Below are 16,588 nucleotides of genomic sequence, written 5' to 3' on the forward strand. Positions count from 1 at the left end.
ATTAATAGGCTTAATTGGAACGGTAATGGTAATCAAAGGACCTGTTTACATAATTCAGATGATCAAGGATCGCCTGCAAACGCTGCATACCGTCGTATTTATAATACTCTGTAATCCCACGGGCATCCGTCTTACTCGTCATACCAACCAGTGGCTTATAGGTATACGTTGTCACCATGGCTTGAGGCAAACCGCTTCTCAGCTTAGCCATGGCCGTTAAAATCGTGCTTTCAGAAACATTGGCTAAATTTAAGTTATCCAAGGTAGACTGTCCCAAAATCGCCAAAACCTCCGAATATGTAGCGTTTTTTACCTCTCCAATAGGATATTGCCCATTATAGCCCCATATGAAAATAGATGGAATGGAGTTCAATTTTTGAATATGTACAACTCTGGCATTCTTAATATTATAATCATATGTAAATTGATTCACAATATTGGCTCCCTTATAATTAGTTTCAGTAAGAGGCAAGATGAACTTAGTATGGAATAGACTATAGTCAAAAGTAGTTTTTGAGATCTCTTTACCCGAATTATAAATTGTCGTTACCAAAGGAGTTTGAATCATATTTTTTTCAATCATCGAATTCACATAGCTCATACCAACAGATTCGGGGTCACCTGGAAAAATATATTTCGTAGTTTGATCATTTCCATTGGAGCCTTTCAACGTATAACTTTCGAGATTATAATTTACTCCCCTATATTTCCATGTTTCTTCCTTTTGAATATTAGATGAAGCAAAGTCGATGCTTGTTTTTTTCAACATGGGATTGGTCATATCATAAACGACATAGGGTTGATAGGTTAGTAAAACCGATTTAATAGATACTGGAATCGGATTACAGGTGTATGTTTCATGGGTATAAGACCGTAATTTCCCACCATCTAAAACTACTTTTGAAAGATTATAACCTTCACTTTCGTAAAAATGGTTGGTTTGGCTCAATCGTGCATTTTGATTGCTAAAAACAGTGGCTGATTTTAACTTCCCATTGATATGATAATAGCTCTTAATTGGATAGTAATTATACCATAACTGAAATGGATCTTGCTCTACATTTGAAAAAGGGTGGTTATAGCTACCAGCAGTATTTTTTTTGTACTCATTTTCGATATTAAAAAACACATAATTTGTATATCCATTAGTGAGATTATCTGACGCAATTATAGTTTCTCTAACATTAGAATAGCCTACAATGGGTTGTTCATTAGGCACATATACGGTAGGATCAGAACTGAAAACAACATTTTTCATTAATGAACTTACTGGTGTACATACCAACCTCTCGCCAATTTCTACTCGTTCTATAATTTCATCCTTATAATTTATGTAAGGATGTGAAAGCTTTCCTGACGATTGATTCTTATCAAAGAACGTATAATCGTATTTTTTTTCTATTTGTTTCGAGGCCTGATCATAATATGCAAGAGATTTAACTCTTAAACCACCAATATCAATATTTAACCAACCATTATTTAAATCCAATTTACTTGTCTCGATAGTTATCTTAGCAGCGAAATAGTATATCTTATTATCATCAGGAGAACCTGGAAATGATATCACATTCCAAGGTTCGTGCAATGATCTAAATCTGATAAAATAATTTCCTTTTGGTAAGGTATTAATGCCGGTCATCTGCGTATCATTATGGATAAAAGACTTGACGACAACTCCCGTAGTAGCGTTGACTACTTCCATAGCAAGTGATTGAAGGTCATTAAAACTGATTTCACATTTGTAGTGAGACGCACCGTTAGGATTATTAAAGTCGCCACCACAGATTCTTTGATATTTGATAATTGGATTCGATGTAGAAGCTGGATCAATATGAAAAACATCAGTTTGCGTTGGAGTAGATTCATATAGAGCGACAAATTCTTTTACTTCATTGCTATCAAAATCATACCCACTATTGATCGTGTCACTTCTATTATAAAGGATATTATTCAATTCATAATCAAACACCGTCCGCTGGCCTTTATTATTAACAACTTCGACTAATGACCCTATCTTTCCAGCATCTAAAACCGGCTTACGATCACCAAAAATATTATTCGGGCCCGCTATTTCCTTTATAATTTTAATATCTTTATAACAATTGTTGCAAAACACATCTTGTCCGCAAAAATAACGAACTGAATTATTTGGAATTCTTCCATAATTTCTTTTGCCGTTATTAAATCCATAATAGTCTATCGAATTAGACAGCTTATCTTGCAGTGAGTCCGATTTATAATAATTAAAGGAGAAATTTTCCTCCCCCACAACCAACTTGTCTAATTTTAATCTTAGGAATTGGGATTTAGTGATATCATTTGAGGTATTCAATTTACTTTGATTAAAGTAGCTGTATTGAAGACCTACAGTATGAACTACGGCGCCACTAGCATCTTTAAGAAAGATCTTATCTAGCTTCTGATCATTAAAAACGGCATTAGCTGCACCATAATGATATCGCTGTGAGAAATTGGTTGTGTAAGGATATCCTCCAGCAATTGGTAGGTCTATTCTATCCGAATATTGAAACTGTATAGTTCCCAATGGAAATTCAATTTTGTCTAACTGATGCACCTCCCTTTCTGTGAGAAAGGTGCTAAAACTTTGGGAAGCATTCTGAAAATTTTGATTAGTAGCTCCAATAAAACATGCGTTCCTACTGTAGCTCGAACTTATATAGGGCGTTTCACTTGAATGAGTGAGTTGATAAAAAAATTTTATCTCTTCTTTATTATTTTTTTTTACAACACTTACATGCCAATTTGTTAAAACTGGATTTTCATAATTTGTTCTGATCCAAAAACTATTCCCGTCATATTGAGGGCCATTTTGTGAGCTTGCTGAAGCACTTATTGCGTAATCTTGTACATCAAAAACATATTCATTTCCATTGTCATCGAATACGTTAAAAGTTTTTTTTGCCCAATCAAACAAAATCTTTACTCTATCTTCCTTATTGATAAGCTTGGCTTCGAAATTGTTTCTACCCCATCTTTGTGGTAAAACAAATTTCACTGCTTTATCGCCCAAGTTTAAAGTAAATATATCTGGTTCGGTATCCCAATTTGAAACACCCAAACTCCTTAAATCAGTAAATAGCTCAAACCGATTATCCCAAAATGCCCGTTGGAGTGAATCTGTGAAGAAGGAACTGTATGTGGGCAACGCAACATTGGTATTTGTATAACCATTATAGGTTGATCCAACCAAGGCATCAAGATCACTTAGTCCTTTTATTTCTCTCGAAATAGTTGGATGATTATAAATATTCCATCCTAAACCGACCTTCCCTGATTCCTCCATTACACGGATTCCGCCTCCATTATAGGAGAGTAGAACTTTCAACAGAGGATCATTTCCGAATGAATTTAAAAGATTATAAGATAATTTTAGACGACCAGAATACAAATCTACTCCATCTTGTTGAAGCACCGGAAAGTTGGTATACTTCGAATTGACAGTTGTATATTCGTTAATTGTATTAACGGCATACTGGCCTTTTACAGATAAAAAAAATGAAAGAAATAAAAAGAAAAAAATCCTACTCATAACAACAGGTGAAAAACATTTAACCACAATAATTTATTAATAAAAACAACAAACAAAAAGTTGAATTATACTAGAAGGGCTACTACTTAGTAACATATATTCTATTAAACGTGGTATTTTCTCCTTATTTAACTCTCACAAAACAATAACCGATATTCAAATTAAAATGAATTAATGATAGAAAATAACATAGAAATAATAAGTGCTGTGCAATATTTACAGATACTTTTCGTAAAACGCTTTTTTTCGCTAGTCCAAGGCAAATATAACTTTTTTTTACCTCAACAGAAAATTACATATTAAATATCTATTAAAATTAACTTCAAACTACAGTTTAACAACAGGTATTATCAAAAAAAATATCAATATACTTTTGGTTTTAATAGCTCTTCAATAAATAGACCGAAAATAACAAAAAAATAAAGCAAAATTAATTTGTAGTCCCATTATTGAGCTTTCAGATCAGCGAGAGTTTCAGTTTCACTATGATGAATCTCATAACATAGTATTAAAGCCTCTCGTTGGAACTTTCACTCAGTATTTTAATTCGTTTTTCTTTACCGTATGTATTTTTGATTTACTTTTGCTATAGATTATGGGTTAAACTACTACCTTAAAAAAATGGATTAACATAAAAATTGCTGTACAGATAAACGCTAAGTTAAAGGATCTGATGAGAATCAAGCCCTTTTGACGTAAAAAAGCCACGTCTCTCAATATCACTTCTGAACTAAATATAAACATTTGATTCACTAGTGCTCTACCTATAATTTCGTTTCGTAGAGCACTAGTTATTGGATATTATTTATACAGTTAACCGATTTAGATACTTTCCAATCATTACCCACACGCTCCAAAGTAACTAAATCTGTTTTGGTAAAATTCTCAAATTTTAGAGTCACTTTAGCGACCATATAGTCTGCGGATTCTTCTAAAATATCTGTGCTTACTGTACAGTTCAGCTTCTCTCCTTTTTGCTTTTTCAATAGTTTAACTACGGCACTACGGCTGTTAGACTGTGCATTGGTAGCTTGGATCTTTTGATTAAAATCAGCTGCAAATAACTGCTCTATTCCTGCTGCTTCGCCCTCCGTGGTTACCGCAACATAATGATCGAGTGCCAAGTCTGCTGTGGAAAGGTTAACGTTTGCTTTTGTTGCTTTTGCTCCAGGTCCTTCAGCTGCCATAGTGAATGTTGATATTGCTAGTAAAGCTGCTGCTACGAATGTTTTTACTAAAGTTTTCATAATGTCTTTTTATTGTGTTAGTTATTAGTTCTTATTTGTTGACTCAAAACTACCACACAATACGCCCCTAGCCTACTGGCTATAGGCTAACGCTCAGGAAAACTCGGTGAATAGCGGAAATGGGAAGGTGAAAGCTATCGTTCGCAATAACGTTGCAATTAAGCTATTTTTAAATAGGAAATTACGGAAGTCAATGGAGCATAACATTAAAACTTATGCTGGGGATGGTTTTTTATTTATACAAAAGTTAAGTTCATTCGGTTATAAAGCCAGAAGTCCAGTTATCCTCATCTATTTTATATTCTGATATCTCAAAACCCGCTTTATGATCCCGGAAACCTTCTACTTTGGACATTCTTACTAACGCATTTTCAGCAAGTTCCTTGGTGCTGTAAACTCCTATCAATTTCACGTCTTCTCCTCCATCTAACGATTCATCAAAGTGGGTGTGCCATAGCAAAAATACATTTCCCATATCATTAATTATTTATTTCCATCATCATTTTTATTAACTCCAATACTCATTTTGGCAACAATCCTCTAGATTACTTACAATATCAAAAAAAGAAAATCTTTACAATAGAAATTAAAACCTGTAGTTCCCTTGTTTTATATCCCTTTCAAATATTTTCAAATTTGCTTTTGCTATAATTGACCCAAGTTCAGCCTCTCTTTTATATAATTCGTAACTCATCTTTAAATCTTGCTGAATCCCTTCGCCTCTTTCATAAAAATCCGCTAGGTTATTATAAGCCTCTGCATAACCACCATTGGCCGCCTTTGTATACTAATAGATACATTTCTTTGGATTGTATAATGGACTATTAACACCTAAAAAATTAATTGAATCAAACTGTTGCGCATAATCATATTGACCTTGCGGATTACCGCTATAAGCGCTTTTTTTTATGTGATCAAATGCCCGCCAATATAACTTGTGCTTTTCAAAGTTCTTGTCCTTTCTCAAAATCTATGGTTTATTTCTTATTTCCCAATGCGCTCTCTCTTGGTTATCAATAAGGGGATTCCTAATTTTAAGCCAACACAATTTATAAAAAAAATCACTTTGATAAAACTATTTCAAATCGACAGCTGTTCTCACTATACAAAATGGCTACAAGCTACCTTTCGAAAGAAAGGTTCAACATAAAAATTGGCGTCGTACAGTGAAAATCCAATAGTCTTCAAAAACATTGGATGACGAAACAAAAAAGAGGTAACGATAGGAAACATAAAAATTACTGTACAAATAAACGCTAAGAGAAAGGGTCTGATGAGAATCAGGCCCTTTTGACGTAAAAAAGCCAGATTTCACGACCTGGCTTCTAAACTAAACTTGAATAGATGATTCACTGATTGGTTTGTCTTTTATTACTGGCAAACCACCAGTTGTAAAATTCCATTTATACGAAGTTAATAAAAATCCATCCAGGAATAAGGAGGGGGATAGGTCAGTTGATATATGGTTTGTTCCCTTTCAGACAGATGATCATAATAAGCACCGAATTTGCTCAAATATTCCTCACCCAATCCCATTCTCCAAAACATATCCTTACTGTCCTTATCGGAAAACTTCGACCAAGGTGGTTGCATAGCGTTTTGAAGTACTTGAAATTGCCCAAATTGACCTATAAAATCTCGTACTTCCATCAATACAAAGCCCAATAAATTTTGACCACGCCAACAATAGATGTTTTCAATATCGACGTCATCTTGTGCAAGTCCAATACCCCAGATGGCATCAACGGGGCTTGCCTCAACAAGAACTCTATTTTCTGTTTTTAAGAGATATTCGGCCAGCGCCCAATGTTGATTAAACTTATGGATGTTTCCGTTCTTAACGATCTCAAATTTGCGTTCATTCCAAATCTGATCATCATAGCCCACAACTTGCCTTCCCAACTCTTTGGCCTCACCCGGTTTAATACAGTTGATAATTTTCTCAAAATTCTTCTTATCATCAAAAAGTAATGCTTTTTGGGCCATCATCCAATGTTCCGCAGTCCTATAGGTAATATTATCTACTGTAAACGGACTCTCATACCATTGACTGAAAACAAATTTTCCAACTTCCTGATTTTGCTTAGCTGTATGCCCCCAAAAGAAGAGAAATTTGAAGCTATCTCCATTTTCAAATCTATCTGTTAGCCACTTGATATTATATTTTACCATATACTCAATTCAAAATTGATCGTCTATTATCCATCGACATACAATGATACGCAAAAAATTGAAGCCACATCTCTCGATGTGGCTTCACAAGATAAATTGACCATTAGGCTGCTCGATTTTTTATTACTGCTCACAGAATCTATAGTTTTTTTGATCAGAGTGCCTTTTTAGACATAATCTTCTTTCGCCATAATAGGTATCAATCCGATTAATTACAGCAATTGGGGAATCAATAGCCATTCTCTGATAGACAGTATCATTCCGCACAAAATTATGCGTACCGTTAAAAACAAGAATATCTTGTAACCCGTTATTATCTCCACAATTTTTTCCAAATGGAATTTATTAAACTCTTGTTTTTGCAAGAATAAGGAAAAAGGCTTAAGCCCAAAATAACAAGGAGAGATTTTAGTTTCATCGTAAAACTAATTTGAATACTATGGCAATAGTAAGTAATTTTTCTAAACTATAAAGCTTTAAACCTTTGGAATCTCATCAGAATAAGTCCTCATAAGTAACAAGAAAAATTACGGTCAATGTTGAGCCACAGGTCAGACTGCGGCACAACATAATTGTTAGTTATTACTTGTCACGAAAAGATCATCAGCCCCCTCATTGATAGGGATATACAATCTTTCCCAGCTTTTTGAATGAACCATTTCCCAGCTATGCCCAGTACCTTTCAAATCTTCAGCCAAAAGAATCGTTCCAGGTTCAATTAAAAAAGTTGAACCATCGCTGACTTTAAATCTGATTTTACCTTTCAGCGTAACCACGTATTGTCTTCTTGGAGCTGGATGAGCGTTTTTCTCCCATTCTTCTGTTTTATTGCTTGTCCAAAATGTACTCGTATTGGCGTGTTTCAATGTTGGAATAAAGCCTTTTTGAAACGAGCAAGTTCCATCCGGATTGTTGATCAATCGTACTGCAGGCATTTTACCTTCGGCTTCCACGTTGACCTCCTTAATTTTTCCATGGCCTTCTTGCGCTTTCACAGCGTTTAAGCTTGATGCTGCCAATACGCAAGCAATAGTTAGTTTGGATATCATTTTCATTTTGTAATGTTTGAAATTATTATTTTGTTGTTTTAATTTTAGAATTCATAAACCGTGTCGTGCACCATCATCCGTTCAAAATAAGGTTTGTATTTAGCGACAAGGGCGAGATGTCCCGGCAGTTTACCATAAGCCTCTAGTTCCTCCAATGTCGCAAATTCCATGGACGCATTGTAGGTAAACGAGTTGTCCAATACCGCTCTTGGGGAAGAAGCAGCTGGCTTTCCATAACGTACATTTTTGACATAAGGAAGCTTTTTAAGACCTTCAAAAAACTGTTTAAACTCTTCTACCTGTTCAGCAGACAAGTCAGGTTTTAGCCAAAAAAGCAAATAGTGGAAATACACTTTTTTTGTTTTCGCTTTTCTCTCTTTTGCCATCAGTGAGGTGGCCGCAAAGCTCATTACGCCAGCAGTACCTAGTGTAAGGATAAAATCTTTTCTTTTCATGTTATTGCTATTTAATTAAAATCAATTCTATATTTAAGCACAAATGCCCACTTGTGATCTGTTACCACAGCTTGATCCGCAGCATTTAAATTATAGATCGGACGATTTTGCGCATCAAAAGTCAGCCGGCTGCTATTACCGTGCATCAGTAGCGAGATACCTGCATCATAAATTAGACTTTTGTCTTTCAATGCCTTGTAGTCCCCTACTTGTACAGAAACCGCTGGCTGCAGCTGTAAATTATGTTTGGATGGATTGAAATATGGGAGTGTACCGCCGACCTGCGCGTAAAATGTATTTCCCGTGCCAGCATTTGGCAAGCTATTTCCCGCACCATTCAGGCTTGCATTGGCCGCATCGATACCTGTCGCGGGGTTGTTTGTCCCTGCAAAGCGGAGATAGTTAGGACCATAATCGCTGTGCATGGCCATACCATAGGCACTAATCGAAGTTCCCTTTACTTTGTCGATGGGCGCGTCATAGATGATGTCCGCTGCAAAATTGCGCATATCGTCATTTTTGGTCATCTGCCGTTCATCCAGATGCCAAAGGGCATTGTGCATATACTCAAATCCAGCCCCTATGCTGAGCACATCTTTTTTACCGAGGTATGTACCCGAATTGAATGGCGTTTCGTTACTCTCTTTATCGTGAAATGCGTAGCGGAAGTAGCCTGACACATCTTTACGTGCTTCATTTTTGCTGAAGGTGGCTTTATTTAATTTTGGATCAGCACTGGCGGCTGAATATGGATCAGCCAGTACCACCCGATAGTCAAATTTTCCAAACTGCCCTTTTGCATAGATGCTCATTTCACGTACGACCATATCAGTAGCTCCAGTATTGGATGTCGCATACAGGGGCAAGTCGTAAAGCAGCGTATTGAGCGGTCCTGTTGTAAAACGGGAAAGACCGCGCCAAGTCGAACGGCCGCCACCGATCGCAAGTTTGGGACTGAAACTATATTCTGCATAGGCATCCAAGAGATCCATATACGTATTAGTCTTGCTGTTGACGTTTACGTTGGTAGGCCCCATCTGTAATACAAACAGTAAATTTTCGGTAGGCTTGTAAGTCATCTTTGCCCTAATACGCCGCAAAGAAAGATCAGATACATTCGAAACGGACTCGTTGTTTACCAAGCTTCCCGGATTGAGCTGACTATATCTCGCCCACAGCTCAGCGTATCCGCTGAAGCTGATATAACGTGTATGCTCCTTATTTAAGAAATGAGTAAGTTTTGGATTTCCAAAATCATTGGTTTGCGCCTCGGCGAGCTCTGCGCTACCTAGTCCCAAACTGAGGAACAACGCCAAGGTAAGCTGTTTTTTATTCATGATTCAACCTAATTTTGTTTTTTTGATAAGTCAAAATTAGGCTGAATATGGAGGTGATATTATTAGAAAACCATTAGAATTTTTAGCTTATTCAAGCCCCTTTGGATAGGCCTGTTTAAGTTCGACTGAAAACACAGTCCCTACATGGAGAGTTGAATTAACCGCTACGTTACCCTGATGCATCTCAATAATCCGCTGAACAATTGAGAGACCGATGCCATGTCCCTCTTTTGAAGGCGTACCCGCCACACGGTAAAACAAATCAAAGATATGCGGGATATCCTTGCTGTCTATTCCGATACCATGATCTATTACCTGCACCTTCGCTACGGTTTTATTTCTGGAGAGCAGTACCTGGGCATGCCGATCGGCACTATATTTACAAGCATTCTCGATCAGATTAGCAAAGGCCACTTTCAAGAGGTAGGCATTTGCAGATACCAAGATTTCCTCTTCGTCGATTGCAGCATTAGCATCAAAAGAGATGCTTACCCGATAGTCTTTATTTTTCTCTAAGACCACCAACTTTGCTTCAAGCAGTATTTCATCCAGTCTGATTTCTTCAAAATTTACCTGCGAACTATCGTAGTTTGCCCGGGCAAAATCCAGCAAAGCTGTCGAAAGTACCGTAGCCTCCTTCGCATCGAGCAATGCCCTGTCAATAGAGTTAAAATACTCATCCACATTGGTATTCAGCTGCTGCGCCAATTCCAGTTCGGCGATCATAGCTGCCAAAGGTGTTCTAAACTCGTGTGAAATAATGGATACAAAATGGCGCTGGTTGTTGAAAGATTTTTCCAACCGATTGAACGTATTGTTGAATGTTTCGATAAGTTCTGAGAGCTCATCTTTTGCATTACTATAGGAGACACGCGTGCTCAAGTTATGTTCGGACACATCCTTTATCTGATGTATAATGTAATTGATTGGCTTAAGAATATAACGTGCAAATAGAAATGAAGAGAAAAAAATAAAAAATAGGGCAACGATATAAATCGTTATCAAAATATTTTTCAGCCGTTCCATATGTGCAAAACCCGTCACATCGTATGCATGTCCGATCAAGAAAAAAGGCTTACCCTCAAATTGATAGTTCAAGCCCATATACAGTTCTTTGCCTTGCTCCCATGTAAAAAAATTAGACGTTTTGACAGATTCCAATTTAACATCGGGATACGTCGGTTCGCCTATATCGGAAAAAACCACCCTATTCTGCTGATCGAAAACAGTAATCTGGGCTTCGTTGATCAGCTTTTTATTTTGTTCATGAATTCTTCTTATCTGATGTTCCTGCACCTGTGCATCAAAAATAAATTCTGCGCGCCAGATGATCTTATAGCGCAGCCGATCCACAAATTCTTCCTGCCGATTTAATTCCGAAAAGAAATAAACCGCATAGGCGAATAGAAACAAGATGATAGCCGAAGAGAGCGTAAATACCCAGGAAGTTCTATTGACAATCTTCATTCTTTATTGGATAAAATAAATCCATGTCCGGATTTCGTATGAATCAATTTAGGTGAAAAATCCCGGTCTATTTTTTTACGCAAATAATTGATATATACATCAATATAGTTCGTTCCGGTATCAAAGTTTTTGCTCCATACATTACGCGCTATTTCATCCTTGCTGAGCATGGTCTCCCTATGTTTCAAAAAGAAGTGGAGGAGATCAAACTCTTTGGGAGTCAACTTAATAAGTTGTCCCTGACTATGAACCTGCTTACTCCGGAGATCAATACTGATACGATCATAAGTCAGCAGCCCCTGAATCTCTTCTTCACTGATTTCCCTGTGCCGCTTGAGCAGGACAGCGATACGTGCAAAAAGTTCGCGTATTTCAAAAGGTTTCACCATATAATCATCGGCTCCCGCATCAAAACCAGATATTTTTTCATCAATACTGCCCAATGCTGTGAGCATGATGATTGGGATCCTCGGGTAAGCCGCACGCATCTGTTTACTGAGCTCAATCCCATTCATTCTTGGTAACATGATGTCTATGAGAAGTAAATCATAGTCAACAGATTTGGCTTCTTTGATCGCTGATTCCGCATCACCAAAAACATTAACCAGGTAGCCCTGACTTGCTAATCCTTTTTTCACACTCGAAGCAACGCGTTCATTGTCTTCTACGACCATTATTTTCACCATTCTAGCATGCTTGTATGTATCTACTAATACTGCAGGACAAAGTTAGTTATTTTTCAAAAAGGCTGGCGCAGCCTCCATGAACTTTAGACAATGGTCAGGAAAACTCGGTAAATTTACCGTTATCGCTATTGCTAAAATGGCATTGTTACCACCTTTGCATGATATGTACCTTTTTTAATCTCAAATAAAACTGCATACCCACCAGCTCCATCGCCATTAACAGCAGTAATGTATAAAATATCATTTGAGTCATCATAGTAGCATGTTGCAAACTCGTTGTTTACATTAAATAGGCTTTCAATTTCCTTTGCCGGGATCTGGATAAATCTTCCCTTTATAGTAGCTTCAATGGAGGTATAATGGCTTGTAGGGATTTCGCCATCTGTTCCCCAGACCTGCTGCCCTCTAAATTTGTCTACAACGGTATAGCCATCATATTGAGTCGATGAAAAATCACCTTTATTTTTTTCATAATCGAAACTATCTGAATTTATTTGCACGGTTATATCTTTTGCTATAAATTTTGCTGTGCCTTCATCAGAAAATACAGTAGGGATCTGCTTATAGGATTCGATATATTTAATTCTTGAATGGTGTACATAGCCAGTGATGCTCTTGTTGCTTTTGTCTGTATAATCTACAATTACCCAATCGCCGAACTTTTCATCAGGAAATGCATAAACAATTTCATCAGCAGCAATTTTTGAAACAACCGCACTATTCACTGTAGCTTGTTTCCTCACATTTACATAGCCGTCTTTATCAATGATTTTTGCAAATTGAGCCGAGACCAATTGGCATACTGTGAGAAAAAGTAGTACTAAAAGATATCTGTGATTCATTTGGTATAAAGTTATTACTGATAATATTTTGCCCTCAGCTTAATAAGATCTTCGATCATTTTATCTTCTTTAATTGCAGTGCTGTATACAAATTTAAATTGAAAGCTGATAATTTCGTTACTTTTATTTCATTTTCTACTTTTTAATTACTCAGCTCATAGCGATAAATTTCCCTAAACTTAATACATTCAAACCCCAGCACAGCATTACATATTATTTCACTGGCAGAAGAATTGATTTCAAAAAGTTTTGAAATAACCGTAAATTCATTTTAAAATAATAATGTTGAATTAGAATGATGAGATACTTTATATTGACAATCGCTTTTTGTGCATTCGTGTTTGTATGCTGCAGTAATGAAAAAAATGGTAAAAGTGACATTAAAAAAAATGACCAAACCGACACAGAGGGAAAACTTCCTATGAAATCTTATATGCTCAATCACGAAATAAGAAATATAGACTATGAAATATATTTAAATGATTTTCTTATTGCCCATTCACAGGAGAACAATGGTATCCCTGGCCCTTACAAGTTGAATCAGTACATTTTTTCCAGTGGAAAACAGGAGGTGAAAATCAGGATCTCGTCAAATAAGAGCCAAAAATCTATAACTTCTGATATGCTCAATGAAATAAGTAGAAACACAGGCATCTACCTGCTTGAAAATAAAGATTATGGTAATATCAAAGAGATCAAAAAACTTGAATTTCCAGCGCTCGAAAAACCGCTAGATGCTTATACGCATACCTGGGATTTTGAAGCAGAAGCGCCAACTTCGGTCACAAGTCTGAACAATTCCCAGGATCTTTCAGAAATGGATCAAAATAAGCTACAGGTGGAAGTATTAGCAAAATATGATCAACTACGTAAATTTTTGCTGTCAGGACATACGGATGAGTTTCTGCGAGAAATCGCAAACGCGAAAAGTAATCTCTTTATATCCGAAGGTTTTTCGGAGGCCGAGCAGGAAGCATACAATGACAAACTTAAAAAGTACCTGTCTGCGCATAGCGATCTACTTCCCGACCTTAAAGAATCTACAATAAAATTATTCGGGCACGGAAAAGCTGTTGCACTTGAAGAAAAACCTCACACTGTCATCTAGAGAAAACAAAAAGAATGACGAGCAAAATTCTAACTATATAATTTTCCACAAACCTAATGGATCTGATTCATTTGAAGTGTTTCGCTACTTTATAGCTTATTTAAGTGGAAGGTAGTTGCGGCACGCTGAAACGACTACAAGCTACCTTTTGAAGAAAGGTTTAACATAAAAATTAGCGTCGTACAGTGAAAATCCAATAATCGTTAAAAACATGGCATAACGAAACAGCAAAGTCTACTCGAATTGTTCGATTTAATTTTATGTTTAATGTAATTGGCTAAATTCGGCATGTCAAAAATAGCTTGATCAATCTTTTCATGAAATGGGGACATTCCTATTTCGAGCTAATAAAAATCCATCCATGAATAAGGATGAGGATAGGTCAGTTGATATATCTTTTGTTCCCTTTCAGACAGATTATCATAATAAGCACCGAATTTGCTCAAATATTCCTCACCCAATCCCATTCTCCAAAACATATCCTTACTGTCCTTATCGGAAAACTTCGACCAAGGTGGTTGCATAGCGTTTTGAAGTACTTGAAATTGCCCAAATTGACCTAGAAAATCTCGTACTTCCATCAATGCAAAGCCCAATAAATTTTGACCGCGCCAACAATAGATGTTTTCAATATCCACGTCATCTTGTGCAAGTCCAATACCCCAGATAGCATCAACGGGGCTTGCCTCAACAAGAACTCTATTTTCTGTTTTTAACAGATATTCGGCCAGCGTCCAATGTTGATTAAACTTATGGATGTTTCCGTTCCTAACGATCTCAAATTTGCGTTCATTCCAAATCCGATCATCATAGCCCACAACTTGCCTTCCCAACTCTTTAGCCTCACCCGTTTTAATACAGTTGATGATTTTCTCAAAATTCTTCATATCATCAAAAAGTAATGCTTTTTGGGCCATCATCCAATGTTCCGCAGTCCTATAGGTAATATTATCTACTGTAAACGGACTCTCATACCATTGACTGAAAACAAATTTTCCAACTTCCTGATTTTGCTTAGCTGTATGCCCCCAAAAGAAGAGAAATTTGAAGCTATCTCCATTTTCAAATCTATCTGTTAGCCATTTGATAGTATATTGTACCATATGTTCAATTCAAAATTGATCGCCTATTATCCATCGACATACAATGATACGCAAAAAATTAAAGCCACATCTCTCGACGTGGCTTCACAACTTATCTATTTGTTAGGGATGGCTCTTATTTATACGAATTGATTGATTTGGATACTTTCCAGTCATTCCCCACACGCTCCAAAGTGACAAGATCAGTCTTGGTGAAATCCTCAAATTTCAAAGTCACTTTAGCGATCATATAATCTGCGGATTCTTCTAAAATATCTGTACTTACTGTACAGTTTAGCTTTTCGCCTTTTTGTTTTTTCAAGGATTTAACCACTTCGCTACGGCTGTTAGACTGCGCATTGGTAGTTTGGATCTTTTGATTAAAATCAGCTGCAAATAACTGCTCTACTCCTGCTGATTCGCCCCCAGTTGTTACTGCAACATAGTGCTCTAAAGCGAAATCAGCGGTGGAAAGGTTAACGTTTGCTTTTGCTGATTTTGAATCGGGTCCTTCAGCTGCCATAGCGAAAGTAGATACTGCGATTAAAGCTGCTGCTGCGAATGTTTTTACTAGCGTTTTCATAATGTCTTTTTTTATAGTGTTAGTTCTGTTGTTCTTATTTGTTGACTCAAAACTACGACACAATACGCCCCTAGCCTATCGGCTTTAGACTAACGATTAGGAAAACTCGGTGAATGGCAGGAATGGGAAGGTGAATTTTAATTATGTGATGTAGATCACGTTAAATTACGATATGAAATCGAGAGATTTGTTCCAACAAAAAGAAAATCTCAACGATATGAAAGCAAAACAACTCTTTATACAAATAGGACTATTTTTGGCTTTATTCACCCTAGTAGTACCCCATTGCAATGCAACAAATCGAAAACCGAAAATTCTATTTGTAGTAACTAGTCACGATACAAAAGGTAATACAGGCGAGAAAACAGGTTATTATCTCGGTGAAGTCTCACATCCCTGGGAGATTTTAACAGCGGCTGGATATGAGATTGATTTCCTTAGTCCTCAGGGAGGGAATCCACCTGTGGATGGATTTGACCTGACTGATCCTGTTAACAAAAAATTCTGGGAGGATAAATACTACCACAATAAAATCACCCATTCCCTTAAACCTTCTCAGGTAAAACCGGAAGATTATAAAGCCATTTTCTATGCCGGAGGACATGGTGCGATGTGGGATCTGCCTTTCGATTCGACAATCGCAAAGATTGCAAGCAAGGTATACGAAGCAAACGGCGTTGTCGCAGCTGTGTGTCATGGTCCTGCTGGCTTGATCAATATCAAACTGAAATCCGGTGAATATTTGATAAAAGGGAAAAAAGTCAATGGCTTTAGCAATGAAGAAGAAGAGCTTGTAAAGCTCAGCAATGTTGTTCCCTTTCTACTAGAAGATAAACTAAAAGCTATAGGTGGGATTTATGAAAAATCAGAGCCTTGGCAGTCGCATGTCACCATTGACGGCAGATTGATCACTGGCCAAAATCCTCAATCAGCCAAGGCCATAGGCATGGCCATCGTCAAGGCATTAAGTAAGTAAGTAAGTAAGGTATACCTCTCAAGATAACAACATT

At 36.9% G+C, this 16,588-nt stretch carries 14 protein-coding genes; 2 read left to right on the forward strand and 12 right to left on the reverse strand.

All coding sequences use genetic code 11. The features are described 5' to 3' along the window. Nucleotides 1-10: 10 nt before the first annotated feature. The 10 genes from A9970_RS13635 to A9970_RS13680 all read right to left on the reverse strand — a co-directional run bounded on the left by A9970_RS13635 (nt 11) and on the right by A9970_RS13680 (nt 12,805). Entirely contained in the window at nt 11-3,550 is a 3,540-nt protein-coding gene (locus A9970_RS13635; protein WP_182982684.1) for a hypothetical protein, read from the reverse strand. Between the two features lie 791 nt (nt 3,551-4,341). Continuing rightward, nucleotides 4,342-4,797: a nuclear transport factor 2 family protein gene (locus A9970_RS13640; protein ID WP_182982685.1), complete on the reverse strand. Its 456-nt coding sequence runs from the start codon at nt 4,795-4,797 to the stop codon at nt 4,342-4,344. Between the two features lie 253 nt (nt 4,798-5,050). Next, entirely contained in the window at nt 5,051-5,272 is a 222-nt protein-coding gene (locus A9970_RS13645) for a hypothetical protein (protein WP_182982686.1), read from the reverse strand. 938 nt (nt 5,273-6,210) lie between these two features. Further along, the gene (locus tag A9970_RS13650) at nt 6,211-6,969 is read right to left on the reverse strand and encodes an NADAR family protein (protein WP_182982687.1); all 759 of its coding nucleotides are present in this window, start codon (nt 6,967-6,969) and stop codon (nt 6,211-6,213) included. A 575-nt stretch (nt 6,970-7,544) separates the two neighbouring features. Beyond that, the gene (locus A9970_RS13655) at nt 7,545-8,024 is read right to left on the reverse strand and encodes a hypothetical protein (protein ID WP_259655393.1); all 480 of its coding nucleotides are present in this window, start codon (nt 8,022-8,024) and stop codon (nt 7,545-7,547) included. 38 nt (nt 8,025-8,062) lie between these two features. After that, nucleotides 8,063-8,473, reverse strand: a complete 411-nt coding sequence (locus A9970_RS13660; RefSeq protein WP_182982688.1) for a Dabb family protein — start codon at nt 8,471-8,473, stop codon at nt 8,063-8,065. 11 nt (nt 8,474-8,484) lie between these two features. Next, complete coding sequence (locus tag A9970_RS13665; protein WP_182982689.1) at nt 8,485-9,810, reverse strand: hypothetical protein; 1,326 nt, start codon at nt 9,808-9,810, stop codon at nt 8,485-8,487. Nucleotides 9,811-9,897: 87 nt separating this feature from the next. Beyond that, the gene (locus A9970_RS13670; RefSeq protein WP_182982690.1) at nt 9,898-11,277 is read right to left on the reverse strand and encodes a cell wall metabolism sensor histidine kinase WalK; all 1,380 of its coding nucleotides are present in this window, start codon (nt 11,275-11,277) and stop codon (nt 9,898-9,900) included. Then, the gene (locus A9970_RS13675) at nt 11,274-11,963 is read right to left on the reverse strand and encodes a response regulator transcription factor (RefSeq protein WP_145327763.1); all 690 of its coding nucleotides are present in this window, start codon (nt 11,961-11,963) and stop codon (nt 11,274-11,276) included. Before A9970_RS13675 ends, A9970_RS13670 begins: the two co-directional genes overlap by 4 nt. A gap of 131 nt (nt 11,964-12,094) precedes the next feature. Then, entirely contained in the window at nt 12,095-12,805 is a 711-nt protein-coding gene (locus tag A9970_RS13680) for a hypothetical protein (RefSeq protein WP_182982691.1), read from the reverse strand. A gap of 295 nt (nt 12,806-13,100) precedes the next feature. Between A9970_RS13680 and A9970_RS13685 the strand changes: the two genes are divergently transcribed. Next, the gene (locus A9970_RS13685) at nt 13,101-13,913 is read left to right on the forward strand and encodes a hypothetical protein (RefSeq protein WP_182982692.1); all 813 of its coding nucleotides are present in this window, start codon (nt 13,101-13,103) and stop codon (nt 13,911-13,913) included. Nucleotides 13,914-14,257: 344 nt separating this feature from the next. Here the strand turns inward: A9970_RS13685 and A9970_RS13690 are convergent, their stop codons facing one another. Continuing rightward, a complete protein-coding gene (locus A9970_RS13690; protein WP_182982693.1) occupies nt 14,258-15,016 on the reverse strand; it encodes an NADAR family protein in 759 nt (252 codons plus the stop codon). Between the two features lie 115 nt (nt 15,017-15,131). Then, nucleotides 15,132-15,578: a nuclear transport factor 2 family protein gene (locus tag A9970_RS13695; RefSeq protein ID WP_182982694.1), complete on the reverse strand. Its 447-nt coding sequence runs from the start codon at nt 15,576-15,578 to the stop codon at nt 15,132-15,134. Between the two features lie 172 nt (nt 15,579-15,750). Between A9970_RS13695 and A9970_RS13700 the strand changes: the two genes are divergently transcribed. Next, nucleotides 15,751-16,554 (forward strand): type 1 glutamine amidotransferase domain-containing protein, encoded by an 804-nt coding sequence (locus A9970_RS13700; RefSeq protein WP_259655394.1) that lies wholly within the window; start codon nt 15,751-15,753, stop codon nt 16,552-16,554. Nucleotides 16,555-16,588 lie beyond the last annotated feature (34 nt).

The sequence above is a fragment of the Sphingobacterium sp. UME9 genome (assembly GCF_014170215.1).
In the GTDB taxonomy this organism is placed as follows: domain Bacteria; phylum Bacteroidota; class Bacteroidia; order Sphingobacteriales; family Sphingobacteriaceae; genus Sphingobacterium; species Sphingobacterium paramultivorum.